The sequence below is a fragment of the Acidobacteriota bacterium genome, from assembly GCA_016196035.1.
Classification (GTDB): domain Bacteria; phylum Acidobacteriota; class Blastocatellia; order RBC074; family RBC074; genus JACPYM01.
This window is the reverse complement of sequence record JACPYM010000040.1, coordinates 76,183-102,044: the sequence shown is the minus strand read 5'-3', so window position 1 is coordinate 102,044 and position 25,862 is coordinate 76,183. Positions and strand designations below refer to the sequence as shown.

The 25,862-nt window shown below is 59.1% G+C and carries 16 protein-coding genes; 5 read left to right on the top strand and 11 right to left on the bottom strand.

Annotated elements, in window-relative coordinates; translation table 11 throughout:
- Positions 1-238 precede the first annotated feature (238 nt).
- The 4 genes from HY011_14115 to HY011_14100 are packed head-to-tail and all read left to right on the top strand — an operon-like array spanning position 239 to position 11,398.
- Positions 239-5,965, top strand: a complete 5,727-nt coding sequence (locus HY011_14115) for a CHAT domain-containing protein (GenBank protein MBI3424066.1) — start codon at positions 239-241, stop codon at positions 5,963-5,965.
- A 1-nt stretch (position 5,966) separates the two neighbouring features.
- On the top strand, positions 5,967-9,533 hold the full coding sequence (locus HY011_14110) for a PSD1 domain-containing protein (protein ID MBI3424065.1): 3,567 nt from the start codon (positions 5,967-5,969) through the stop codon (positions 9,531-9,533).
- 10 nt (positions 9,534-9,543) lie between these two features.
- Positions 9,544-9,936: a hypothetical protein gene (locus HY011_14105; protein ID MBI3424064.1), complete on the top strand. Its 393-nt coding sequence runs from the start codon at positions 9,544-9,546 to the stop codon at positions 9,934-9,936.
- A 19-nt stretch (positions 9,937-9,955) separates the two neighbouring features.
- On the top strand, positions 9,956-11,398 hold the full coding sequence (locus HY011_14100) for a DUF1501 domain-containing protein (GenBank protein MBI3424063.1): 1,443 nt from the start codon (positions 9,956-9,958) through the stop codon (positions 11,396-11,398).
- Positions 11,399-11,634: 236 nt separating this feature from the next.
- Here HY011_14100 and HY011_14095 read toward each other — a convergent pair whose 3' ends face one another.
- The 3 genes from HY011_14095 to HY011_14085 form a co-directional block, all read right to left on the bottom strand.
- On the bottom strand, positions 11,635-11,919 hold the full coding sequence (locus HY011_14095; GenBank protein MBI3424062.1) for a hypothetical protein: 285 nt from the start codon (positions 11,917-11,919) through the stop codon (positions 11,635-11,637).
- A gap of 160 nt (positions 11,920-12,079) precedes the next feature.
- Positions 12,080-14,017, bottom strand: coding sequence for a beta-glucuronidase (gene uidA, locus HY011_14090; GenBank protein MBI3424061.1), 1,938 nt, complete (start codon positions 14,015-14,017; stop codon positions 12,080-12,082).
- 137 nt (positions 14,018-14,154) lie between these two features.
- A complete protein-coding gene (locus HY011_14085) occupies positions 14,155-17,484 on the bottom strand; it encodes a carboxypeptidase regulatory-like domain-containing protein (protein MBI3424060.1) in 3,330 nt (1,109 codons plus the stop codon).
- 594 nt (positions 17,485-18,078) lie between these two features.
- Between HY011_14085 and HY011_14080 the strand changes: the two genes are divergently transcribed.
- Positions 18,079-18,765: a GntR family transcriptional regulator gene (locus HY011_14080; GenBank protein ID MBI3424059.1), complete on the top strand. Its 687-nt coding sequence runs from the start codon at positions 18,079-18,081 to the stop codon at positions 18,763-18,765.
- Positions 18,766-18,860: 95 nt separating this feature from the next.
- Here HY011_14080 and HY011_14075 read toward each other — a convergent pair whose 3' ends face one another.
- The 8 genes from HY011_14075 to HY011_14040 all read right to left on the bottom strand — a co-directional run bounded on the left by HY011_14075 (position 18,861) and on the right by HY011_14040 (position 25,677).
- Positions 18,861-19,766, bottom strand: coding sequence for a haloalkane dehalogenase (locus HY011_14075; GenBank protein ID MBI3424058.1), 906 nt, complete (start codon positions 19,764-19,766; stop codon positions 18,861-18,863).
- Between the two features lie 130 nt (positions 19,767-19,896).
- Positions 19,897-20,718 carry a carbohydrate ABC transporter permease gene (locus HY011_14070; protein ID MBI3424057.1) on the bottom strand — a complete coding sequence of 274 codons (822 nt, stop codon included), beginning with the start codon at positions 20,716-20,718 and terminating at the stop codon, positions 19,897-19,899.
- 26 nt (positions 20,719-20,744) lie between these two features.
- Complete coding sequence (locus HY011_14065) at positions 20,745-21,617, bottom strand: sugar ABC transporter permease (protein MBI3424056.1); 873 nt, start codon at positions 21,615-21,617, stop codon at positions 20,745-20,747.
- Between the two features lie 9 nt (positions 21,618-21,626).
- Positions 21,627-21,974 (bottom strand): type II toxin-antitoxin system PemK/MazF family toxin, encoded by a 348-nt coding sequence (locus HY011_14060; GenBank protein MBI3424055.1) that lies wholly within the window; start codon positions 21,972-21,974, stop codon positions 21,627-21,629.
- Complete coding sequence (locus tag HY011_14055; protein MBI3424054.1) at positions 21,971-22,216, bottom strand: hypothetical protein; 246 nt, start codon at positions 22,214-22,216, stop codon at positions 21,971-21,973. Before HY011_14055 ends, HY011_14060 begins: the two co-directional genes overlap by 4 nt.
- A gap of 29 nt (positions 22,217-22,245) precedes the next feature.
- Positions 22,246-23,475: an ABC transporter substrate-binding protein gene (locus HY011_14050; GenBank protein ID MBI3424053.1), complete on the bottom strand. Its 1,230-nt coding sequence runs from the start codon at positions 23,473-23,475 to the stop codon at positions 22,246-22,248.
- An 83-nt stretch (positions 23,476-23,558) separates the two neighbouring features.
- The gene (ugpC, locus tag HY011_14045; protein MBI3424052.1) at positions 23,559-24,656 is read right to left on the bottom strand and encodes a sn-glycerol-3-phosphate ABC transporter ATP-binding protein UgpC; all 1,098 of its coding nucleotides are present in this window, start codon (positions 24,654-24,656) and stop codon (positions 23,559-23,561) included.
- Positions 24,649-25,677 (bottom strand): hypothetical protein, encoded by a 1,029-nt coding sequence (locus tag HY011_14040; GenBank protein ID MBI3424051.1) that lies wholly within the window; start codon positions 25,675-25,677, stop codon positions 24,649-24,651. Before HY011_14040 ends, ugpC begins: the two co-directional genes overlap by 8 nt.
- Positions 25,678-25,862: the final 185 nt, after the last annotated feature.

The window sequence follows — 25,862 nt, the reverse complement described above, 5'->3', positions numbered from 1 at the left end:
GGCTTTGCACAAACCGCTCAATTTGCATAAGTCGTTCAAGGTTTGCACAAATCGGTTAGTTACATTGCCTTATTTTGCAAGGCGATATGAGTCCCCGATTTGTGCAAAAATCCGAGTTGCACAAATCGGGGACTGTTTTCGGGGCGCTTTGTGCAAAGCCGCGGTGCGTACCCAAAATGTAAGTTTCACCATTAACCCACAATCTAGCCACCGGCTAGCCACAAACGAGGAGCATCCCATGGCCAATGAAACACCAGCCAACCCTGCCACCCCTACGACAATGATGATTCCCGGCACGCCTGATACCGCCGCCGCGCCGCCCACGAAAAAGCTGTTTAAGGATGAGGTCAAGGTCCTCAGCGCCTTCAACATCAAACCGCCCTCGCGGGATGGCGGCCCTGCGGAATTTGTCACGCTCGACGCCAAGGATCTGGAAGGGAAAGTCGTCGAACTGGAATTCGAGAACGGGCAGAAATTGTGGGTCTCGGGCGAACGCCTCACCCAAAAGCTGGCCGCCGACAAACAGGCGGCGAAATCGCGCGGCTTGGCGACCGGCGAACCCGATTCGCAAGTGCGCCTGCCACACGCCTTTGCCTTGCCGGGCGCCACGCGCGGGATTGCCGGGACGGCAATTTTGAAAGCCCTGAAAGTCATCGGCTTCGACCCCGCTTTGGAAGTGGCGAAAGGCGCGGCCCGCCTCGCCGTGCGGCGCATTGAAGACCAATTGGTCGAGGGCACCTTAGAGAAAAGCCTGGCGCAACTCAACGAAGGCGATGCGGATCGTTCCGGCTGGCTGTTCCCCTTTGATGACAAGGTGCAACTTGTGGTGGACAAGCAGGTCACAGACGCCAAAACCATCGCGGGCGTCGAGCCTTATCTGCTCTTCATTCACGGCACGGCTTCGAGCAGCAACGGCAGTTTCGGCAAGCTCGCCAATACCGAGGAATGGAAACAACTGCGCGCCGATTACGGGTCGCGCATTCTCGCCTTTGAACATCGCTCGCTGAGCGTCAGCCCGATCAAAAATGCGCTGGATTTGTTGGAGGTCATTCCCGAAGGCGCGACGCTGCATCTCGTTTCGCACTCACGCGGCGGGCTGGTCGGCGAATTGCTTTGCCTCAGCCAGGTCGCGCGCAAGGAAGTGCAGCTCGAAGAGTTGCTGCAAGTTTACGCCAAGGCCAGCGCCGGTGATGGCGATGCGCAGGCCGCGCGTTCCAATGAACGCGAGTTGCTGAGCAAACTTTGGGAGGTGTCGGCGGGCAAGCGCTTAAACATCGAACGCTTTGTGCGCGTGGCCTGTCCGGCGCGCGGCACGACCTGGCTGGCGAATAATCTGGATTACTTTTTTTCGGCGCTGCTGCACGCCATCGAATTGGTGCCGGGGCTGAGCGAAAATCCGATCTACGATTTCATCAAGGCGACCATGACCGCGCTGGTCAAGTTGCGCGCCAATCCGGCGGAGTTGCCGGGCTTGGAAGCGATGATGCCGTCCTCGCCGCTGATCAGCTTTTTGAATCAACCGGGACTGACGACGGCGGCGGATTTGGCCGTCATTGCGGGCGACGGCGCCATCGGCGGCTCGCTGTCCAGTTCGCTGCTGACCTTGCTGAGCAACGCCGTGTTGTGGGAGCAAAACGATTGGGTCGTCAACACGCGCGCGATGGATGGCGGCCTCAAGCGGCAAGAGCAAGCCTGGCGCTTTTTTGACGAAGGCTCGGACGTCAATCACTTCAGTTACTTTTTCAATGCCGACTCGCGCCGCCGTTTGGCCATGCGGCTGGCGCTCAAGGCGCAGCCCTTCGAGCAAACCAAAGGCTTCGACAAACTGACGCAACGCGGCGGCGAGAAAATTGATGTCGCCGCCGCGCGTGGCGGCCCCGTCAGCAGGGATGGCAAGCCGGTGGCGGCCAAGGGCACCGTGTTCGTACTGCCTGGCATTATGGGCAGCGAACTGAAGTCTCAGGGCAACGCGGTCTGGCTCGATCATCTGGCGTTGTTGCGCGGGGGCATGAGCAAACTCACGATTGATCATCTCGCGCCTGAAGTGCTGCCGGAAGGCCTGATGGCGAGCGATTACAAACGCCTGGTCGAAGAGTTGAGCCGCAGCTATCGCGTGATTCCCTTTGCCTATGATTGGCGGCAATCGGTCAAAGAAGCGGGCGAAAATCTGGTGCGTGCGGTGCGCGGCGCGCTCGCCGATAGTGCTGGCAAACCCATTCATTTGGTCGCGCATTCGATGGGCGGGTTGGTCGCGCGTTCCATGATCGCGCACGATGGCGCTTTGTGGCAGGAACTCATCAAACAGCAAGGGCGCTTGATTATGCTCGGCACGCCCAATAACGGCGCGCACCAGATCGCCCGCATGCTGCTGGGCGAAGAAAAATTGCTGAAGATGCTGGCGCTGCTCGATTTCAAACACGACCTGACCGAGTTGCTGCAAATTCTGCGCGCCTATCCCGGCGTGCTCGATTTGTTGCCGGAGGAATACTTCGACCCCACCGCTTGGGAGAAGCTGAACGCGCCGCTCAAACCGGAAAATCAATTCCCCTTACCTGACAAGCAAGCGCTGGCGAATGCCCGCGCGTGGCGCACGGAATTGAAAACCAAAGCGGCAGGCCCAGCGCAAATGGTCTATGTCGCCGGTTTTGCCGAACGCACGCCGCTGGAATTGCGCCGCGCCGCCGACGGCGTGTTGGAAGTTACCGAAACCACGCAGGGCGATGGTCGCGTGCCTTACGTAATGGGCAAACTCGACAACGTGCCGACCTATTACGCCGATGTGGTGCACGGCGATATGGCCGATCATCCGCCGCTCTTCCCGGCCATCACTGATTTGCTGGAACAGGGCCGCACGGATCGGTTGCGGCAACAACCACGGCTGGACCGGGCAGGCGCGGCTGCCACGATTGTGACGCGCGCCGAAGAACTCGAACCCGTCTTCCCCACCGAAGAAGAATTGCAGGATGAGATTTCGGGTGGCCGCAGCCGCCTCACCGTCGGTGCCGCCGATTCGGCTTACACGGTGCAGGTCTCGGTGATGCACGGGCATTTGCGTTATGCCAAATACCCGGTCGCCGTCGGTCATTACACCAGCACCCCCATCGTCAATGCCGAAGCCGTACTGGATAAACGGCTCGGTGGACGTTTGTCCGAACGGCACAAACTCAATCGCTATCCCGGCCCGCAAAACACGGCGGCGGTCGTGTTGATGAAACCGGATAATCAACCGCCCGGCGCTCTGATCATCGGTTTGGGTGAGATCGGCGAAATCCGCGCCGATGTCGTGCGGCAAGGTGTGACGACGGCGGCACTGGAATATGCGCTGGCGCTGGCGGAATGTCCGGCGCGCGCCGCTGAAACGGGCGTGCGGTCAGCCGCGTTCAGCACGCTGATGATCGGCACCTATGGCGGCCACGCCTTGACCGTGGACGAATCCGTCGAAGCCATTTTGACCGGCATCGTCAATGCCAACCGCATCCTGCAAGCGCAAAAGCTGTGGGACAAGGTGCGCATTGATAAAGTCGAACTGGTCGAACTTTACGAAGACGTGGCGATTCAGGCCATTCACGCGACGCACCGCTTGCGCCTGAAACCGCCCGCCGAATTCGGCGATCAAGTGGGCATCGAGGTCGCGCCCAATTTGCTCAACCCGCAACGCGGCGGACGTTATCAGCGCCCCTACGCGCCTTACGCCAATGATTGGTGGCGGCGCATTCAGATTGTGGGGGTCAACAAACAGGCGGGCACCGCCATTTACCAGAGCTTCCCCGAATTGCTGCGCCAACTCAGGGCCGCCCCGGCGTCGCGCGAGACGCTGCGCGGATTGATCGAAAAAGTGATGGAGGAATCGGCGCGCGTGCCGGCGCAACGCGCCTATCTGATCGAACTCATCAACTGCCTGCATGAATTTGAAGTTGCCGCCCGCAAGGCCGAAGACGACAGCCTGGAATTTACAGTGCTGACCGACCGGGCGCGCGCCGAAAATCTGATGCAGGCGACGCAGCGGCTCTGGGTGGATCGCCTGGTGCGCGACTCGATTGCGCAACCGGCCTTCAATCCCAGTCTGGCGACCACGCTCTTTGAATTGCTGGTGCCGAACGAGCTGAAGAATCAATCTGAGAACACGCTGTTGGTGCTGGATCGCGAAGCCGCGCGTTACCCCTGGGAATTGCTGGCCGAACGCTCGCAGAAGGACAAACCCATCGTCACGCAAATCGGCATGTTGCGCCAGTTCAAGACGGTTGATTTCAGGCCCAACCCCATTCCCGCGCGCGAACGCAACGCGCTGGTGGTCGGCGATGCCGCCGATCATGGACTGCCCGAACTTTTCGGCGCGCAACAGGAAGCCCAGCTTGTGGCGGCGGCCCTCAAACCCGCGCAATTCGCGGTGACAGAAATGATCAAGCGCAATGGGGCCGATGTCATCACCGAATTATTCGCCCGCGAATATCAAATCCTGCACATCGCCGCGCACGGCGTCTTCGATCCCAACGAAAGCAAACGGCAGGGCGTCGTGCTGGGCCGCGAGCAATATCTGACCTCGACCGAAATCGTGAACTTGCGCGCCGTGCCGGAACTGGTTTTCATCAACTGTTGCCACTTGGGCCAACTCGACGCGCAAGCCCAAAGCGACCAGCGGCGGCTCAATACCGAATACCCGCACCGGTTGGCCGCGAGCGTGGCTGAAGAACTGATCAAGATCGGCGTCAAAGCCGTCATCGCCGCCGGTTGGGCTGTGGATGATGGCGCGGCGCTGACCTTTGCCGACGAGTTTTATCGCGAGATGCTCAGCGGCACACGCTTCGGCGAAGCGGTGCTGGCGGCGCGCCAACGCACGTTCCAACTGCACAGCCAAACCAATACCTGGGGCGCTTATCAGTGTTACGGCAACCCCAGTTTTACCCTCAACACCGGGTATAACCGCGGCGACGGCGACGGGAGTTTTTATTCGCGCCGTGAATATCGTGATGAAATCAAGAGCATTGCCGAACAACCCGACGCCACCGATCCGCTCAACAATCGCCGTTGGATCGAGTGGTTGGAACGTGTGCAGCAAGCGCTGCCGGACGGATTGCGTGATGGCGAAATGCTGACTGATCTTGGCGATACCTGGCGCGAGTTGGGCGAGTTCACCAAAGCGATTGAGGCTTACAAGCTGGCCGTCGAGAAGGACGATGCGCGTGCCTCTTTGCGCGCGGTCGAACGCCTCGCCAATCTGGAAAGCCGCCGCGTAGATAGTGAATTGCGCAAAGCCGAAACCGCCGGTCAGGACTTGGAGCCGGAGTTGGTGAAGCAGGCAGGCCCGGGTTTGAAGAAGGCTATCGCCCAGCTCACCTGGTTAAATGATGCGTTTGGCGAAACGACCGAACGGCTCTCGCTGTTGGGCCGTGTTTACAAGAGCCAGGCGCTGCTCGCGGCGCAGCAACAGCAGGAGTACGAAAAGCCCTTGCAACAGGCTGGCAAGTGGTACGAAAAGGCCAGTGAGCACAGCGTTGCCGGCGGCCAGCCGCGCGACAATTACTCCACCTTTAACTGGCTGGCCTGCCGCATTCTGCTGGGCGAACACGCGCCCGCACCGCCCAAACGCAAATCCGGTCGCGCCCGGAAAACCGCTACGCCCCCCGTGCAGCCAGAGTTTTTGCGCTTGCTGGAAGATTGCGTCAACGCCGCGCGCCAGAAACTGGCGGTGAAAGAAGACTTCTGGGTGCGCGTGGCGATCCCCGACGCCCTGGTGTTGCGGTACCTTTACCTCGGCACACTGCCCGAAAACAAAGAGCAGATCATCGCCGAATATCAAGCCACCTTTGGCACCGGCGCACGGCCCCACGAAGCAGATTCGGCGCTGAGCCAACTCGATTTCATGCGCACCATGCTGGCGCAGCAAAAAGCACAAGCGACGGTCGTCGAGGCCTTGGGCGAGATCAAAGGCCGGCTACTGCTAGGCGTACAAACTGTGAATGGATGAAATGATGATCTCCGCAAGAGGTGTTACTGAGAAAATTGCGGCGGCCCTGGGCGCGCGCACATCCTTGATTCTGTTGGCGAACCCCAAAATGTCCGACAAGCTGCCAGCTTGTCGGCGGCTGCGGCAGTGCGGCCAGTCGGTTGGCTGCCACGCCGCCGACAAGCTGGCAGCTTGTCGGACGCTCAAAGCGCGTTTGCCAGCAGAATCATCCTTGCGTGTGCACCCAGTGAAACGCCTGGCGTTATGCTTGCTGGCGTTGCTGTATGGGTTGCCAACCGGTCACGCCCAGCAATCACCCGCCAACCTTGCCACCGCCCAAACCGAATTTTTCGAGCAACGCATCCGCCCGTTGCTAGCCGCGCATTGTTACGATTGCCACGCCGACGCGGCCAAAGGCGGGTTGCGAGTGGACACCCGCGCCGCCTTGCTCAAAGGCGGCCAACGCGGCCCGGCCATCGTCAGCGGCGATCCCGCCAACAGTCTGTTGCTACAAGCCGTCAACCACACGCACGCCACGCTGCGCATGCCCAAAGGCGGCGCGAAACTCAGCGATGCGGAAATCGCCGATCTGACGCGCTGGATCAAAGGCGGCGCGCCTTGGCCCGTCACCCTCGCCACCAAAAACGAATACCTCATCAAACCCGAACACCAAGCCTTCTGGTCGTTTCAACCCGTGCGCCGGCCCGCCGTGCCCGCCGTCAAAGGCGCGACGAACAATCCGGTAGACGCCTTCCTACTGGCTGAACTCGAAGCCAAAGGCTTGAGCTTCAATCCGCCCGCCGACAAACGCACGTTGTTGCGGCGCGTGACTTTTGACCTGACCGGCTTGCCGCCGCCGCCCGCCGAAATGGAAGCCTTTCTGGCCGACCGTGCGCCTGATGCTTATGCGAAAGTTGTCGAACGGTTGTTAGCAAGCCCGCATTACGGCGAACGCTGGGGGCGGCACTGGCTCGATGTCGCGCGCTATTCCGATACGTTGGGCATGATTGACGCGGGCCGCAATCTGCAAGGCTGGTTCCCCTTTGCTTACACCTACCGCGACTGGGTGGTGCGCGCGTTGAACGAAGACATGCCTTACGACCAATTCATCGTGCAGCAACTGGCGGCGGACAAATTGCCCAACAATGACAGGCGTAATCTGGCGGCGCTCGGTTTCGTTTCGCTCAGCCGGGGCGGGCTGAATGTGAATCAGCACGAACGGCTGGATGACAAGATTGATGTCGTCTCGCGCGGCTTGCTGGGGCTGACGGTCAGTTGCGCGCGCTGCCACAATCACAAATTCGATCCGATTCCGACGCGCGATTACTACGCGCTTTACAACATCTTCAGCAATACGCGCGAGCCGAAACAATTGCCGCTGCTTGATCCGAACGCAGCCGTGGGCGGTGAGTTTGAAGCCGAAACCAAAGCCGAAGAAAAGAAGATCGAGACCGACATTCAAAAAAAGCGTGCGGCGCGCTTTCCCAAGTTGAAAGAGTTGTATGCCAGTGCGCCCGAACTGGCGAAATCGCTGCGCTTCGCCGCCGAGGCCCGCGCGTTGCCAGACAGTGAGTTACCAAAGTATGCCCAAGAGAAGGATTACAACGTTTACCTGCTGCGCCGTTGGCGCACTTACTTGCAACAAGCCAAAGACAATCCGGTTTGGGCCATCTGGCAACGCCTGAGCACGCTGCCCGCCGCGGAATTCAAAGTAAAGGCCGTTGCTGTGTTGACCGATCAGGCCGCCAATCCGCTGGTGCGCGCAGCGTTCAAAGAGCCGCCCGCTTCGCTGAACGAGGCGGCGGAAACATACGGCAAACTGCTTGCGCAATACGACAAGCCGGAAACGCTAACTGACGCCCACGTCGAAGCCTTGCGACAGGTGATTCGCGGCGCTGACTCGCCCCTCAACTTTCCCTTCAGCGATTACGAAGCGGTGCGCCTCTCGACCGACAAGCAAAACGAAGACGGCAGCCGCCGCAAGCTGGAAAGTCTCTTTTTAGCGCAAGCCTATCGCGGCGCGCCGCCGCGCGCGCAAAGCGTCGAGGATGCCGAAACGCCGCAATCCGGTTACGTCTTCCTGCGCGGCAAGCCTGAAAACAAAGGCGAGCAGGTGCAGCCGCAGTTCCTGCAAATCCTCGCCGGCCCTGACCGCAAGCCTTTCACGAACGGCAGCGGGCGTTTGGAACTGGCGCAGGCGATTGCCGACCCGCGCAATCCATTGACGGCGCGCGTCATGGTCAATCGCATCTGGCAGCATCATTTCGGCAATGGGTTGGTGCGCACCCCCAGCGATTTCGGCACACGCGGTGAAGCCCCCACGCATCCGGCGTTATTGGATTGGTTGGCCTCGACGTTTATGAACGACGCAGACAATCCGCAATCCGCAATCCGCAATCCGCAATCGGATGGCTGGTCACTGAAAAAGCTGCACCGGCTGTTGGTACTTTCACGCGCTTATCAGCAAAGCAGCACCGACAACGCGGCGGCCCGCCAGCGTGATCCGGAAAACAAGTTGCTGTGGCACATGAACCGGCGACGCTTGGATATTGAAGAGTTGCGCGACGCCTTGTTACAAGCCAGTGGCAAGCTTGATCTCAAGCTCGCCGGCTTGCCCGCCAGTGCTGAAGCGTGGCCGTTTATGCAGCGGCGCACGCTTTATTCGTTTATTGATCGCGCCATCGTGCCCGGCGATTTTCTGGCCTTCGATTTTGCCAGTCCCGAAGCGCACAGCCCGCAACGTTACCTGACCACCGTGCCGCAACAGGCGCTGTTGCTGCTGAACAGTCCATTTGTCATCGAACAGGCGCGCGCGCTGTTGCAGCGACCCGAAATCGCGACGGAAAAAAATCCGCGCCGCCGCATCGCGCAACTCTATCGCTTGCTATACAACCGTCGGCCTGGGGCTGGCGAGTTGGCGCTGGCGCTGCAATTCATCAACGAACCTGCCAACACCGACAAAGTTCTCTTGGACAACACGTACAGCCAGGCGTGGCAATACGGCCAGGGCGAATTGGATGAAAAGGCCGAGCGCGTCAAAACCTTCAAACCCTTCGCCTGGTTTTTGCAGGGCGAATGGCGCAACTCCGCGATGCCCGGCGACCCGCGCACCTCGCTGGCGTTGCTCAATAACAAGGGCGGGCTGATTTACGAAGGCAAAGCGAACGCGCTCATCCGCCGCTGGGTCGCGCCCTTTGATGGCCGCGTGAAGCTTGGTGGCGTGCTGGAACAGACCTTTGAGAACGGCTGCCGCAAGTGCGATGGCGTGCAGGCGCACATTGTTTCCAGCCGCAACGGTCGCGCGGGCAACTGGACGGCGCGGCCAGAGCAAACCTCGACTGCTGTTGCAGAAGTGGCCGTGCAACGCGGCGACACGCTCGATTTCGTCGCCGAGGTCAGCAAAGGCTCGGCGGGCAATGGCTTCAAATGGGCGGTGACGATTCAACGCCTAGCTGGCAACGATGCTGGCAGCGGCGAGACGTGGGATTCGCTGCGTGATTTTCGCGCGCCGTGGGTAACGCCGCTGACGGCGTGGGAACGCTACGCGCAAACCTTGCTGGCGGCGGCGGAATTTCTGGTGCTGGATTGAAGGAGGAGTTATGCCGATACAACAAACTGCGGATGATCGTGTTTCTGATGCGCAAGCTGAGATCGAAGCGTTGCTAGCAAAATGGGCAACGGCCGAACCACAACGTTGCCGTAAAGTTGATGGCCAGTTTGAGGCTTTGTATTTTGGCAACTGGCTTAAGGTGGATGCCGCGCGAGCGCATCACGGCAACATCATTGCGGCGGTGCTTGACGCGTGTCATGCCAATTCAATCTATTGCGAAATTGAATATACGCCGCGTTATGAGAAACAGCCTCCGTCCATTGAGGTCGGCTGCATCCCCAAGATGTTCCGTTGGGATGAAGGCGACGAGGTCATCGCTTCAATCCCAGAGTTACTGTTGACGGAGTATTTGGAGCGTGTGGATAAACGCCCGTTGAATTGATTGGAAAGAAAGGCCGGTTATGTTTCACCACAAAACTGAGTTGGCTGACAACTTCCTGACCCGCCGCGAACTGTTGCACCGTTGCGGCATGGGCTTTGGCGCGCTCGCCTTTGCGCAACTGTCCGATCAAACAGCGTTGGCCGAAGACAAGCGCCTCGCCAATCCGCTCGCGCCCAAAGCGCCGCATTTCGCGCCCAAGGTCAAACGTGTGATTCACCTGTTTATGAACGGCGGCCCGTCGCAGGTAGACACCTTCGATCCCAAGCCAATGTTGACCAAATACGACGGCCAGACGCTGCCGATTCACCTGAAGACCGAGCGCAAGACTGGCGTAGGTTTCGGCTCGCCCTTCAAGTTTGAAAAGCACGGGCAGAGCGGCATCGAGGTCAGCGAAATCTATCCGCACACGGCCCAGCACGTAGACGAACTGTGCGTGATTCGTTCGATGCACACCGACTTGCCCAATCACGAGCCGTCGCTGTTGCTGATGAATTGCGGCGACCCGCGCCAGTTGCGGCCCAGCTTCGGCGCATGGCTGACGTATGGCCTGGGCACCGAAAATCAAAACCTGCCCGGCTTTGTTGTGCTGTGCCCATTCGGCTATCCGGTCAGCGGCGTGCAAAATTGGACGGCGGGTTTTTTGCCGTCGGTCTATCAGGGCACGCACATTGACACCAAAGAAACCGAAGTCGAGCGGCTGATTCAGCACATCAAAAACGAATACACCTCGCGCCCGCAACAGCGCCGCCAACTCGATCTGCTGGCGCAACTCAATCGCCGCTATCAACAGCAACGTCAGGAAGACGCGCTGATCGAAGCGCAGATTCAATCCTACGAACTGGCCTATCGCATGCAGGCCGAAGCGACCGACGTGTTTGATGTCAGCCGTGAGCCGGAACACGTGCGCAAACTTTACGGCGAGAATCTCTATGGACGGCAGGTACTATTGGCGCGGCGGCTGTTGGAACACGGCGTGCGCTTCGTGCAGGTGTGGCAGGGCAAAGACCAACCCTGGGACAGCCACGACAATCTAGCCACCGCGCACAAACAACTCGCCCAAGCCACCGACCAAGCCATCGGCGCGCTGCTCACCGATCTCAAACAGCGCGGCATGCTCGACGACACGTTGGTCATCTGGGGCGGGGAATTCGGACGCACACCTGTCGTCGAATTGACCGGGCCATCCGGCGGCAGCAATCGCGCCGAATGGGGCCGCGATCACAACAACCACGGCTTCTCGATGTGGCTCGCCGGGGGCGGCGTGAAGCAAGGTTATGTGCACGGCGCGACCGATGAGTTTGGCTTTGCGGCGGCGGAAAAGCCTGTGCACGTACACGACCTGCACGCGACGGTTTTGAAGCTGTTGGGCTTTGATCACGAACGGCTGACGTATCGTTATGCTGGACGGGATTTCAGACTGACGGATGTGCAGGGGTTGGTGGTGGATGATTTGCTGGCGTAGCGGTCAAACGGCATTTGTGGCTAACACTTTTCCAGCAATTCGAAGTAACGCTCGCGACTGATCCCGGCAGTGCGCAAGTTGTTTTGATCATAAAAACCGGCAGGGCAGCGTATTTGGGAATCACGACTGGTCGCGGCACGCCCGGCTTGGTGAAAACCAGGTGATCGCCTTCCGTGCGGACGTGCGTAAAGCCGTCCAACTCGAAGATGCATTTCGGGACCTGATAAGAAACGGAGCTAAGCTTTGGCATTGGCAAACTGGAATGGCAAGGTAGCTTGCTGAACTGTGATGAATTTGGGGCCGACTAGCATTCCCTTGCGTTTGACATAACCAGCTTCTTCAAGAATTTGATTGAGTGTGCCCAGCTTTTCGGCTTCTTCCAAAAATAAACGGACTGCCTCATACAGATTACTCTTGGCCTTGGCCTCGGTTGGGCCGCACGAAGAGACGTCAAGTTCGGGTGCATAGGCAACGTAAAACTGGGCTTCCTTGAAAACCTGAAGGGTGAATTGAATCTGCATAACGATAACCTCTATGGGCGGGAATCTAACACTGCCCGGTCGCCGGCACAAAGCTCTATGCCGTCCGCCGATGAAATCAGCCACGACCTGCGCCAGTTCAGCGTTCTTGCTCACCTTGCAAGCTGGAGCGGCTGAGTCTGGTATTGGCACAACCATTATTTCATTTCTCGTGCCAGCGCGAGCGCAGAAAGTGCGCGGCCATCTTGGGCCGCCGGTCGCGCGTGAAGACGCCCTTCAAATTCATGCCGCCCATGCGAACGATGCCTTGCCCGGTTTTGAAATCGGCGAAGTTCCAGACCTGCAAGCCCGCGACGAAAGGCTTGCGCGCCGCCACGTCCAGATAACGGCGCAGGAATTCGACCTGATACTCTTCCGACCACATCTCATCGGGCTGACTGTGCACCCCGGCGACGGTGTCCGTGCCGAATTCGGTAATGATGACGGGCTTGCCAAAGGCTTGGTTGAGCGCGTCCAGTTCTTTTTCCAGCGCCTGTTCGGCTTGATCCAATTTCGCGCCCAGCGCATACCAGCCGTAATAGCGATTGATGCTGACCACATCGAAAATGCCCAGCCATTCCGGCGGGCCATTCATCACGCCGACCATCGTCACCGGACGCGAAGCATCAAGCTGGCGCGTTTGCGCGTACATTTTGCTGAAAAATTGTTTGCCCGCTTCGGTCGCTTTGGGGGAACCGCCGCCGGCCAGCGGATTGCCCGCCATCGGCTCATTCGCCACGCACCACATGATGACGCTCGGATGATTTTTGTCGCGTGCGACGAGTTCTGCGATCTGCTGTGTGCATTGTTTGAAACGCGCGGCGATCAAATCATCTGTGTCGTTGAAGTTCAAACTGACCGCGGGGATTTCGTCAATGATGAGCACGCCCAGCTTGTCGGCCAGCAGCATGGCTTCTTCGCTGTAGGGGTAATGCGAGGTGCGATAGGAATTCGCGCCAATCCATTTCAGTAATTCGTAATCGCGGATGACGAGCGGCAGATTCAGCCCGCGCCCGTTGATCGGAAAATCTTCGTGCTTGCCAAAGCCGGTGAGCTTGATGGGCTGGCCGTTGAGCAGAATTTGCGCGCCGCGCACTTCCACGGTGCGAATGCCGATGTCGAGCGCAAAGGCATCAGTGACGCGCGCGCCGTCATTCAGGGTCAAACTCAGCGGATAAAGATGCGGGTCTTGCGTGTTCCACAGTCGCGCGTTGGGCACGCGCAGTGTCGCTTCGGCGGTACCGTTGCGAAAGCTCAATTCCGTTTCATTGCCGTTGAGCCGGACTTTGCCTTTGCCGTTATAAGCGTCGTTGGTCGTGGCTTTGACGTTGACGATGCCGTCCTGGCCCTCGATTTTTGTGACCACCGTCACGTCGTCAAGATGCGTGGCGGGTGCGGAGAACAACAGTACGGGGCGATGCAGCCCGGCGTATGGGAAGAAGTCATACGTCGCTTCGGGATAACTGGCGAACAAACCGCTGAAAATGCCGCCGCCCGGCGAAGGCCCGGCGGGTACACGCTCTGGCAGCGGTTTGTTTTCGACCGCAATCGCAATGACGTTCGGTTTATCCCACACCAGTTGATTGGTGATGTCGGCGGCGAAGGGCAGATGGCCGCCCAGATGTTGCGCGACCAGATTGCCGTTGACCCAAACCTTCGCCGCGTAATTCGCTGAGCCGATGCGGATGAAAATACGCTGCCCGCGCCAGCCTTGCGGCACCCAGGTTTCGTTCAAATACCAGGCGGTGCCCAGATAATTTTTGGCGTCATCAAACAAATCGTTCCAACTGCACGGCACGGCGATTTGGCGCGGCGCGGGTAGGGCCTTGAACCAGTTGCCGCGTTCGCCTTCGTCTTGCGGGTCAAGCTGGAATTGCCACAAGCCGGAAAGATCGGTCAGGTTGCGTAGTTGGTTTTGCTGCGGATAGAGCAAGCCTGTGCGGCGCGGGGCAACGGAGGTGGTCTGGGTTGACGTGTTCTCGGCGTTGATGGATTCCGCCAACAGCGAAGCCGCGCCGACGCCGAGCGTGGTGTGCCGCAGAAAATCTCGCCGCGTCAGGTCATTCGTTGAATTGGTTTCGTCGCAGGATTGGTTATGCATAGATGTTCTGGTGCAGAACGGGGAGCGTAAGCGACCTGCGCCTCGCAAATGTGTCTGTTGCTGAGGCGCAGGTCGCTCACGCTCCCCGTCTGTAAAAAAGGGCGGGACGATTTGCCGAATCATCCCGCCTGCACTGGTTAGAATTTCAGCTTCATCGCCACCTGAATCTGGCGCGCCGTCGAGCCGAAGAGCAGGCTCGAAATCGTGCCCGCCGCCGCCGTGCCGATGGTGTTGCCCGGGTTGGCGAATTGTGCGTGATTGAAGGCGTTGAAGAACTCGAACTTCAATTGATGCTCGAAGCGTTCTTTGAAGCGCGTGTTCTTGACCAGCGACAGGTCAACGTTGACCTGCTTCGGTCCGCGCAAAATGTTGCGGCCCGAATTGCCGTAGGTGCCCGTGCTGTCGGGCACCACTTGAAATGCCGCTAGGTCGAACCACTTGTCAATTGTCGGATTGTCGAGCTTGCCCGAAGCCAGCCGGTTCGGGCGATTGCCCGTGCCAGTCGAGAGCACGCCTTGCGACTGATTGATGTTGAGGGGCAGGCCACCGCGCGCCAGCAGGATGCCGCTCAGTTGCCAGCCGCCGATGAATTTGTTGGCCAGCGCATTGGCCCCGCCGCCTAGCAATTTGCCTTTGCCGAAGGGCAGATCATACGACCAGCTCGACGTGAAGTTGTGCTTGACGTCGAAATCCGACACCGCGCGGTCGCGGTTGAAGTTGTAGGCGTTCTGCGTCGCGCCTTCGGTATCCGACACGATGTCAATCGTCTTACCAAAGGTGTACGAATTGACGAAGGCCAGGCCGTTCGAGAACCGGTTGGAGAATTTCACCAACAGCGCATTGTGATTGGAATAGCCACGGCTTTGCACTTGCGAGAGCGCGCGCAGGCCGGGCGCGAGTGTGATGAACGGACGGTTGACGTTCGAGTCGCGCACGCCGACCACGGGCGCCGCCTGGTTGATGTCCTGCTTGACGACCAGGTGTGTGCCCTTCGAGCCGACGTAGGAAACTTCGAGCGCATAGTCTTTGCCGAGTTGATGCGCGATGTTCAGATTCCACTGCTGCGCATAACCGTCCTTGAATTCAGGATCGAAGATCGAGCGCGTCGTGCCTGACGGTACGGCGGCCGGATTGAGCGCGGGCGGCGCAGGAATGCCGGCGCTCAGTTTCAGCGTTGGCAATAGCGTGGTCGTCTGCGCGTTTGACAATAAGAACGGCGGATTGCTCGGCTTCTGGGACGAAGTGCCGGTCAGCGGGTTGTTCCAGAAGATGCCGTAACCGCCGCGCACCACGGTTTTGCCGCCGCCGAAGACGTCGTAAGCGAAGCCGATGCGTGGCGCGAAGTCTTTCTTCGGCGTCGTCTGCAAGCCCCGCCCGACTTTGATGCCTTTGATCGTGGCGCTGTCAGACGCGACGACGAACCGGCCCGTGCTGGTGTCGAAATTCGCTTGCCGGTCGTACTGCTCGACGTATGGCACGAACACGTCGTAGCGCAACCCAAGGTTGAGCGTGAGCTTGCTGTTGACGCGCCAATCGTCTTGCACATAAGCGCCATATTCAGGCCGCCGTTCGCCGACCGTGCCTTGCATCAAGCCGCGGGTGACTGATGACGCATAGCCCAGCACAAAGCTGGCGAAGGAAAAGCCTGTGGTCGAATCGAGCGTGCACGCCGCCGTGACGCCCGCGCAATTGGAGGTCAACGCCGGTTGGAAGGTGAAGTTGCCGACCACGTTATCCACGTTGAACACATTGCGCCGCCGGAACGTCAGGCTCGCGCCCATCTTGAGGGTGTGCGCGCCGCGCGTGTGCGTGACGTTGTCGAAATACTGGTACGTGTCGAGGAAGGTCAACAACGGTTGATTCGAGTTCGCGCCCAGGTTGCGAATGTCGCCGGGGCCGAACTGAATTTGCGACAGGGCCGTGGCCGTGTCGGTAATGTTGACACCGGGAATGCCGACGGTCTTCGACAGATTGGTGCCAGCGTCAATCGAAGTCACCTTGAAGGCGATGCGGCTGAAACCGACGCGCACTTCATTCAACCAGGTCGGGCTGAACGTGTGCGTGTCGTTCAGGGCCACGCTCTGTGCGCGCACCAGCCCGTCGCCCGCGCCAAACGTCGTGCCCGAATCGCCGTGCGGCAAGGTCGCGGGCAGGAAGCGGTGCGTGCGCTCGAAGCTGTAACGGCCGAAGAAGTGATTGGCCGCCGAAAAGTAATTGTCAATCTTCCCGTCGAACTGATCGTCCTCGCGTTGCAGCACGGGGTTGTAAAGGAAGTTGTTGATGACCTGCCCGCTCGCCGCTCTGGTGCCCGCGACATTTGCCAACGGATAAAGCTGATCAATGATCGCTTTGGCCGCCGGGTCGAATTGCGCCGCCGGAATTACGTTACCAGTGAAAGGCTTGTTGGTCAGCGGGTCGTAGATGACGCGCGCGAGTTCAGAGAAATCGCCCGTGCGCATCTTGGCCGTCGGCACGGTCGAGAGATAGGTTTTGCTGTCGCGGATGCGCCCGCCCTGATAATCGCCGAAGAAAAACGTCTTGTCGCGGCGGATGTGCCCGCCCGCCGTCGCGCCGAATTGATTTTGCTTGAAGGGCGGTTTGGCGCGGCTATTCTTGTTGTTGAAAAAGTCGTTGGCATCCAGTTTGTCATTGCGCAGGAATTCAAACGCGCTGCCGTGAAAGGCATTCTGCCCCGATTTGATCTGGATGTTGACGACGCCGCCGGAAGAACGGCCGAACTCGGCGGAGTAGGTGCTGGTTTGCACCTTGAACTCTTCGAGCGCGTCAATGCTGGGGAAGATCACGACGGAGTTGAGCCAGGTTTCATTGTTGTCCACGCCGTCGAGCAGGAAGTTGTTGTCGCGCGTGCGCATGCCGTTGGCCGAAAACGACGCTGAGGCGCGCCAGGCCAGACTGCCCGCGCCGTCAATGTTCGCGCCGGGAATGCCGCGCTGCACGCCGGGCAGCGTGCGCGTCAGCACCACGAAATCGCGCCCGTTCAAAGGCAGGTTCACGATCTGCCGTTCGTTGATCGTGCCGCTCAGGTCGGAACTGTCGGTTTGCACCAGCGGCGTCGTGCCCTGGATAGTGACCGATTCGGTGGCGGCGCCGATTTCGAGTTTGACATCAAAGCGTGCCTTTTGGTCTACGCCGAGTTGCACATTGGTGAGCGATACTTTCTTGAAGCCGCTTGCCTCGACCGTGATGTTGTAAACGCCTGTCGGCAGCGAGGGCGCGATATATTCACCGCTTTCATCGGTACTGAGCGCGCGCGTCAAGCCGGTCGCGGTATGAATAAGCGTGACCTTGGCATTGGGCAAGGTGCCGCCATTCGCGTCTGTTACCGTGCCCAGAATCGTGCCGCTCACCGCCTGTGCCAAGACCGGCGGCCCCGCCAGCGCGAGCAGGCCGCTGAGCAGCACCAGCAAAGAAAAGCTGGTAGTAAAGTTGAGCTTACGTTTTTGCATATTGTCTCCTACTGAAAGTCGTGCCGATCCGATGACCAGGCTGTTTGTCGCGCAAGCACGCCACGCCGCCGGGCGCACAACCGCGAAACGAAGAGTGGAAGTGAATCCACCGGGAGGGCTGGCGCGCTTGATTCCGTGCTTTCTGCCCAGGCGTTCTTTCATGCTGTCGCCTGACCCCGTTCACAGCGCGCGCCCGCGCGGCTCGTCTGCCTGAAGCACTGTTTGCCAGCCCAGCGCCAGAACCGGCGCGCGAAGACACGCGGAACGCAAGGTTCCGCAGCCTATCCGCCCAGTTCTATTTCAAGCAGGATTTCTCCCGCAAAGCTAAATCAGTCCTATCTACAAGTGGTGAGCAAATACGCTACGGCGTAGCGCATTTCGAATTCATCAAGACAGCAAAGCAAGTGTGAATCAATCATCGTCTGGTTGGTGTCGCGCAAAATAATTGATGGTATAACCAAGTGTCAAGAATTTTTTCGGATAATCTTGAATCAGGTAATAGATTATCGGATAATCAGCCGCGTTAAATCAGCAACGCAAAGTGAACCGTGCCGCGATTAGCTCGCAACTGTACTCTTAAGAAGGAATCACGAGATGACCATCGGGTTTCAGAAGGTTGAGCCGATTTCCAAGCGCGTGCGCGTGGTGGCGACGCTCAAGGACGCCATCCTGGCGGGTGGTTTGAAGCCCGGCGAGCAGCTTGTCGAAACCAAAATCGCCCAGCAGTTCGGCGTCGGACAGGGCTTGATCCGCGAGGCGTTGATCGAACTCGAACATCAGGGCTTTGTCGAGCGCACGCCTTTTTCGGGCACGCACGTCACCAACCTCAAGCTGGCGGATACCCAGCAAATCTTTGATATTCGTCTGGAGTTGGAACCGCTGGCTTATGCGCTGGCCGCGCAGCACGCCAGCGCGGCGGAACTCGCCGCCATCGGGGAATTGTTCAAGACGATGAAACAGCAGCTTGCCGGTGAAAACCTGGCGCGCTTTTTTGAAGCGAATCTGGCTTGCCGCCGCAAAATTTGGGAAGCCTCGGGCAATCGCTTTCTCGCGCAGGCGCTTGAACGTCTGGTCGCGCCGCTGTTTGCGCTTTATGTCATCACCGAGAAGCATAACCACACGACGCATCTGCGCGTGGCACAAGTCAGCACCGCCGTACAGGAAAAAGCCGTCAAGGCACTGTGCGCCCGCGATGCGGTGGCCGCCGGACGCCTGACGCGCATGTTCCTGCAAGAAACCAAAGACAAACTGCACCAGTTGCTGACCCCGGAACGCGCCTGACCGATGTCATCTCAGCCCTGACATTGGTTCGCCGCGCCCTGTGCGTTCATTGCCTGCCTTATATAAGTTGAAATCAGCCGCCTTACCTGCAAGTGTTAGGTCGTGCGCGCCATGAAATCAACCACCACGCTTGCCACTTCTTCCCCTTTGTCTTCCTGCAAAAAATGACCTGCGCCAGTGATGGTGCTGTGCGGTTGGCCCTGCGCGCCGGGCACCAGCTTTTGAAAGACGCGCTCGCCGCCCCGCGTGACGGCGTCGCCATCGCTGAAGGCCGTCAGCAACGGCTTTTGCCAGCGGCGCAAGACTTCCCAGGCGGCGCGATTGGCTGCCGAGGCCGGGTCGTCGGGCGCGATGGGCACGAGCAGTGGGAACTGACGCGCGGCGGCTTTGTAACTGTCGTCGGGGAAGGGCGCGTTATAGGCGGCGATGACCGCAGGCGCGAGTTCGGTCACGCAACCGCCCTTGATGATGCCGCCGACGTGGAAGTGCTCGACCGTTTGCGAATACGCGCGCCAACGCATGAAGCCTTCGGTCATCGGTTGATCGCCCGTGGGCAGACCCGTGTTGGCGACGACGAGGCGGGCAAAACGGGCTTCGTTTTCCGCCGCCACGCGCAAGCCAATCAGTCCGCCCCAATCCTGTCCGAACAAGGTGATGTTTTGCAGGTCGAGCGCCTTGACAAAGGCGGTGATGAAGTCTACGTGCAATTGATAGGTGTATTGCTCGCGCTGCGGCAACTTGTCCGAACGCCCGAAGCCGATCAGGTCGGGCGCGATGGCGCGGTACCCGGCGGCGGCCAGCACCGGAATCATCTTGCGATATAGATAGCACCACGACGGTTCGCCGTGCAGCAGCAAGACAGGCGCGGCGTCTTTATTGGCGAGGGGCGGCCCTTCGTCCAGGTAATGTATGCGCAAGCCGTTAATCTCGACGTAATGCGGCGCGAAATCATACCCGGGCAGGTTGGTGAAGCGTTCATCGGGCGTGCGTAAAAATTCCATTGGGTGCTCCTCGTTGAATCGTTGTTTCCAAGGCAACTACGGAATTTTGCCACAGAGGCACAGAGACAAAGAGAGAGTTGTTGCAAAGCCAGAGAAAAGCTCAATATCTCTGTGCCTCTGTGGCAAAATTTTATTTGAACCCAGTCGTTGCGATGCCTTTAATAAACTGTTTCTGGCCCAGGAAAAAGAGCAACACGCTCGGCAGCGTCACAAACACCACCGCCGCCATCAACAAGGCGTAATCTACTTTGAACTGTTCCTGAAACACCGTCAGCCCCAATTGCACGGTGCGCATGCTCTTGGTTGAAGTGAAGACCAGCGGTTTGAACAGGTCATTCCATTCGGCGATGAATGTGAAGAGAAACAGCGTCGTAATGGCCGAACGCGACAACGGCACCATAATGCGCCACAACACCGTCCAGCGGCTTGCGCCATCCAGATATGCGGCCTCTTCCAATTCGTAAGGAATCGTTTTGAAAAACTGGGTGAACAGGAAAATGCCAAAGGCATTCGCCAGCGACGGCACGATCAACGCCCAATAGGTATTGATCCACGCGAGCTTGACCAGGATGATGAAAACCGGGATCACCAAAATCTGAAACGGAATAATCAGCGTGGCCAGCACCGTCATAAATAGTGCCCGCTTGCCAAAGAATTCCATGCGCGCAAACGCATAGCCCGCCAGCAGCGACGTGATGATCTGCCCCGCCGTCACGCCCAGCGCCATCACCAAACTGTTGACGAACTGGCGCGGGAAGTTCGTCGCCCGCCACGCCGCGACATAGTTTTGCCAGTGCAAGCTATCGGGCAGCAATGCAAACCCCGCCGCCGCTTTGGCCGGATCGCGCAACGAGGTCGTCAACATTGCCAACAAGGGCAAGGCGAACAGCAGCGCCACGCCAATCGCCAACGCATATTGAATCCAGTTTTGGGCTTTGCTCTCTTTGGTCATTGGCTTTCAATCTCAAATCCGTAATTTCAAATCTCTGCTTCCTTTTGCCCGCGAAATTGCAACCACGTAATCAACAGCACAATCCCCACCATTAACGTCGAGACCGCCGCCGCCTGCCCCATATTGCCGAACTTGAACGCCTTGTCGAAGATGTAATAGACCAGCGTCGTCGTCGCGCCCACCGGCCCGCCGCGCGTCATCACGAACATCTGCTCGAACGAACGAAACGCAAAGATGATCGAGATTACCAGCACGAAAAACGTCGTCGGCCACAGCAACGGCCAAGTGATGTGCCGGAAGGTTTGCCAGCCGCGTTTAGCTCCGTCAATTGCCGCCGCCTCGTAATACATCTCAGGAATGCCCTGCAAACCCGCCAGAAACAAGATCATGTTGTAGCCCGCCTGCTTCCAAATCGTCATCACGATCACCGCCGGCATCGCCCACGTCTCGCTTTGCAAAAAGTTGATGCGCATCGCGCCCAGCGCCGCCAACGCCGCATTCACCAAGCCCCGGTCGTAATCCATCAGCCAAATGAAAATCACGCCCGCCGCCACCGTCGAAGTCACAAACGGCGTAAAGACCAACGTGCGCAACAGGCCTACGCCTTTGAGCTTTTCATTCAGCAGCAGCGCCAGCCCCAGTGCCAACGCCAGCCCGACCGGCACCGTCACGGCGACAAAATAGAAGGTGTTGAACAGCGCCTGCCGAAAGCCTTCCTCTTTTAGGATCGCGCGGTAATTATCGAAGCCAACCCAGGTCATTTGATCTTTCAGGATGTTCCATTCGTTCAGGCTGACCCAGAGCAATTGCAGGAGCGGGTAGAGGATGAAGACGCCGAGCAGCAGCAGCGCGGGGAGCAGGAAGAGATAGGCAGTCAGGTTGTCTTTGCGTGCATTCATTTTGATCGGTTACGGCAAATCCAGCGCGGCAACTAAGCCCTGCTCCACTTTCGCCAGCCAGACAGCGGAAAGCGCGCCGATCTTTTGCAACAGCTTTGACCGGTCAAGTGTTGTCACTTGATGACACAACGCGACACTCTCCTGGGCTAATCCGCCTTCGCCAACCGGCAAAAGAACACCGGTTGCGCCGCGCTTGGCTTGTGCTTGCGAAGTCGAAGTCGGGACGACAATGACAGAGTTCCAGCCCCGCGACAGGTTAAATCCGTCGTGCGAAACAATGATGACGGGCCGCCGGCCCTTTTGTTCCGAGCCGGAACGCGGCGCGAGATCGGCCCAATAGACATCCCCGCGTTTCATTGCTCGTATTCTTCCAGCGTTAGCAAGTGCTCGACAGCGGCCTGTTCAAGCTCTTCGTCCAGGTCGGCATCCGTGCCCGCGTGTTGCGCGGCGTAAGCGGCAATCGCGTCAAAGCGCGCCTGTCGCGCGTTGCTGATGGCTTGCCCGGATTTCGACTCCAGCGAGTCCACCAAGGCTTCCACTTCAACCAGCATGTTCGGCGGTAGGCTTTTGATGCGTTCGATCAAAACTTCGGTTTGCATAATGTCCTCCTTGCCCCAGCAGGATGCCATCAATTTCCCGCCTTCTGCAATATCGCATTCACTTCCGTTGCCGCCTTGTCTAGCGCCTCTTGCGCCGACAGCTTGCCATACAACGCCGCTTCCAAATACTTCCCCAACGTCAGTGACAACGCCGGATATTGCGGGATCGAAGGCCGCGTCCGTCCCACCGGCATTTGATCGTTGTAGGCTTTGATAAACGGATTGGCTTGCAAGAACGCCTGATACGGCGCGCTGTTCGCGGCGGATTTCGAGACTGGCAAGTAGCCCGTCGCCATTGCCCAATCCACTTGAAAATCGGCGCTCATCACGAACTTCATAAACTCCCAGGCCGCGCGTTCGCGTTGCGCATTCGTTTTGAAAAGGAAGAGCGACTCGCCGCCGATGTTCGTCGCCGCGCGCTGTTGGCGGGGCAGCGCGAAGACGCCGATGTGCGGCTGCGTTTTCAGATCAGCGTAATTCCACGGCCCGTTGATGGTCATGGCAATGCGCCCGGCCAGGATGTTGTCGGTCTTGTAACCCGCATCGGTTTCGGAAAAGTTCGCCAGCTTTTCGTCGTAAAGCGACTTCCAGAAATCAAGCGCCGCGACGCCCGCCGCCGAATTGAACGCGGCCTGTTTTTTGTCCGGCGTCAGCAACTCGCCGCCCGCTTGCCAGAGATAGCATTGCCACGTCCAGACCGTCCATTCCGACGTGCCAATCGGGATTTGAAAGCCGTACACGCCGTTGCGCGTCAGCTTACGCGCGGTTGTTTTGAATTCATCCCAAGTCTGCGGCGGCTGCGCAATGCCGGCTTCGCTCAGCATCTGTTTGTTGTAATAGATGCCCAGGTTGTTGGCGGAAAACGGCGTGACATACAGCTTATTGTCGAAGCTGCCGAGTTCCCACAAGTAATCGTAAACATCGGCGCGGTCGAACGCCGCATCCTGCGCGATCAGCTCATCCAGATTACGCAACGCCCCCGCCGCCGCGTATTTGGGAAAGAAGGCGGGCGACCACCACAGCAAATCGGGCGGCGTCTTGCCCGCGACGGCGGCGTCGAGTTTCGGCCCCAACTGATCCGCCGCGCCATAGACCTGCGCGTCAATGAAAATGCCGGGATGCTGGGCGTTAAACAGGTCAAGCTTGGCTTGCAGCACCTGATTGTTCACGCCCGATTCCATGCCGTGCCAAAAGGTGACGATGGTTTTATTGTGTTTGGCAGTGTTGAGCGAGCAGGCAGTCAGGAAGGCAAAAGGCAAAAGGCAAAAGGCAAAAAGCAAAAGGACGGCACGCGCGCTTCCCATTTTTGATTTTTGATTTTTGCCTTTTGCCTTTTGCTTTTTCACCCCACCGCCTTTCCTGTCTGCGCGTCAAACAGCTTCACCCGTTCTAAATCAAAGCGCAGTTCAAGCGCCGCGTCAGTTTGCGCCCGTGTGCGTGGACTCAGCCGCGCCACGATTTCGTGACTGCCGAACGAACACGTCGCGAGCACTTCGCCGCCCAGCGGTTCCAAGATGTCCACACGGGCGCTGACGGCTGCGCCCGCGCCGGTGCGTTCGTGAATGTCTTCAGGCCGGATACCGAGCACAGCCTTGCGTTCGCCGTTGGTGAAGGCCGCCGCCAGGCTCGCGCGCTGGCTTTCCGGCAGTTGCAGATTCAGCCCGTCGCTGACGACAAACCAATCCGCGCCGCGCTGCTCGATTTCACAGTGGATGAAATTCATCGGCGGCGAACCGATAAATCCGGCGACGAACTGATTGGCGGGTTGGTTGTATATTTCGAGCGGCGCGCCGATCTGTTGCACGACGCCGTCCTTCAATACGATCAGCCGGTCGCCCATGCTCATCGCTTCGACTTGGTCGTGCGTGACATAAACCATCGTCGCGCCGAGGCGTTTGTGCAGCCGGATCAATTCGGCGCGCATCCCGACGCGCATCTTGGCGTCCAGATTGCTGAGCGGTTCATCAAACAGAAACAGCTTGGGCTGACGCACGATGGCGCGGCCCACCGCGACGCGCTGGCGCTGCCCGCCAGAGAGCGCTTTGGGTTTGCGTTGCAGGTATTCGGTCAAACCCAGAATCGCGGCGGCTTCCTGCACGCGCCGGTCAATCTCGCTTGGCGCGACTTTGCGCAGCTTCAGACCGAAGCCCATGTTTGCGGCGACGCTCATGTGCGGATAGAGCGCGTAATGTTGAAAGACCATCGCAATGTCGCGATCTTTGGCGTGTACGTCGTTGACAACGCGCCCATCAATCAGCACTGCGCCCGCGCTGATTTCTTCCAGGCCCGCGATCATGCGCAACAGCGTAGATTTACCGCAGCCGGACGGCCCAACCAGGATGATGAATTCACCGTCTGCGATTTCGGCGTTGACCGACGACACCGCGCGCACGCCGCCCGCATAGCTTTTGGAAACGTCGCGCAAACTCAGACTAGCCATGCGTTACCTCCAGCGCGCCGTCAGCGGCAAAGGTGACGAACTGCGCATCAGAAATGCCGCCGGTGAAATGCCCCGCCGCGTCGGCCCAGGGGAAGCCCAGCAACACGGGCCGCGCAGCGGTTTCGGGCCGCAACAGCTTGCCCGCATAAAGCCCCGCCGCCAGCAAGCGCGCAGGCTCTGGCAACTTCGGCACGCCTTGATAATCCAGCGGCAGCAACTCCGAATGCATGTAGTAAGTCCCGGTCGCGCACGCCAAGCCGCGTTGCCGCCGGGCACGTGAGCAATCTTTTTCCTGCGCACAAAAGAGCAGGTAAAACCGTTTGCCGCCCGCGCCCGCGCGCCAGAACACTTGCGGCACTTCCATCTGGTAAAACTCGTCCGAAGCCACTAACTGCCGCGTTTCTTCGACGCGCCAGTTATCCAGCGTTTCCGAACGCAGCCAGACAATCGCGCCGCCCGCGTCCAGACCGAAATGTTTGTTGTTGGCATCCAGCGGATTGAGCCGCGCGCAGATGAAGGCGTACCACGCGCCATCGTCGCCGCGCACGACGTAAGGATCGCGCCACGCCACGCCGTCCAGACCGAGCGGCTTGCCGAAATTCGGAATGACCGGTGTCGTGCCGATGCGCTCCCACACGCGCAAATCGCGCGAGATCGCCAAGCCGATATGTTGCGGGCGCTGCCATTCCGAAGGCGTCCACAGCGGCGCATCTGCGCGGCGGCGGGCGGTGTAAAACATGAAATACGGCGCGTTGGCTGCGGGTTGCACAATGCTGCCCGTCCAGATTGCCAGGTCATCCCAGGCGGCGTTGGGGGCAGGTTTCAAGGCAGGCGCGCCATTCAATTCCTGCCAGCCCCAGCGCGAGAGCACGGCGTGGCCGACCTCGGCCAGGTTGTGGCGCGCGTCGGGGTTATAGCCGCAGGCCGCCTGATCGGCCTGTAAATAAAAGGCGTGCAACTCTTCGCCCTGCCAGGCGAACCAGCTATCCCAGATGTATTTTTCGTGCGGTAACCACGGCATGGTTGTGATGCTTCCAGCTTGAGCTTGACGAATTTGGCGCGCTGATTAATGACTCTTGCCGTGGCAGAGGTGTTCAGAGTTCCGCCTTTAGGCGGTTCGCGCCGCAGGCGCGTTAAGGCGGCGCTATTGCGCCGTTAGCCGCCTAAAGGCGGAACTCTGAACACCGTACCCGTCAAGTTTCAGGA

Excerpts from the sequence above, each read along its gene's own strand:
- HY011_14040 (MBI3424051.1), bottom strand. The coding sequence starts at position 25,677 with ATGCCGTGGTTACCGCACGAAAAATACATCTGGGATAGCTGGTTCGCC.
- ugpC (MBI3424052.1), bottom strand. The coding sequence starts at position 24,656 with ATGGCTAGTCTGAGTTTGCGCGACGTTTCCAAAAGCTATGCGGGCGGC.
- HY011_14080 (MBI3424059.1), top strand. The coding sequence starts at position 18,079 with ATGACCATCGGGTTTCAGAAGGTTGAGCCGATTTCCAAGCGCGTGCGC.
- HY011_14060 (MBI3424055.1), bottom strand. The coding sequence starts at position 21,974 with ATGAAACGCGGGGATGTCTATTGGGCCGATCTCGCGCCGCGTTCCGGC.
- HY011_14115 (MBI3424066.1), top strand. The coding sequence starts at position 239 with ATGGCCAATGAAACACCAGCCAACCCTGCCACCCCTACGACAATGATG.
- HY011_14070 (MBI3424057.1), bottom strand. The coding sequence starts at position 20,718 with ATGACCAAAGAGAGCAAAGCCCAAAACTGGATTCAATATGCGTTGGCG.
- HY011_14100 (MBI3424063.1), top strand. The coding sequence starts at position 9,956 with ATGTTTCACCACAAAACTGAGTTGGCTGACAACTTCCTGACCCGCCGC.
- HY011_14085 (MBI3424060.1), bottom strand. The coding sequence starts at position 17,484 with ATGCAAAAACGTAAGCTCAACTTTACTACCAGCTTTTCTTTGCTGGTG.
- HY011_14110 (MBI3424065.1), top strand. The coding sequence starts at position 5,967 with ATGATGATCTCCGCAAGAGGTGTTACTGAGAAAATTGCGGCGGCCCTG.
- HY011_14055 (MBI3424054.1), bottom strand. The coding sequence starts at position 22,216 with ATGCAAACCGAAGTTTTGATCGAACGCATCAAAAGCCTACCGCCGAAC.
- HY011_14065 (MBI3424056.1), bottom strand. The coding sequence starts at position 21,617 with ATGAATGCACGCAAAGACAACCTGACTGCCTATCTCTTCCTGCTCCCC.
- HY011_14105 (MBI3424064.1), top strand. The coding sequence starts at position 9,544 with ATGCCGATACAACAAACTGCGGATGATCGTGTTTCTGATGCGCAAGCT.
- HY011_14095 (MBI3424062.1), bottom strand. The coding sequence starts at position 11,919 with ATGCAGATTCAATTCACCCTTCAGGTTTTCAAGGAAGCCCAGTTTTAC.
- HY011_14075 (MBI3424058.1), bottom strand. The coding sequence starts at position 19,766 with ATGGAATTTTTACGCACGCCCGATGAACGCTTCACCAACCTGCCCGGG.
- uidA (MBI3424061.1), bottom strand. The coding sequence starts at position 14,017 with ATGCATAACCAATCCTGCGACGAAACCAATTCAACGAATGACCTGACG.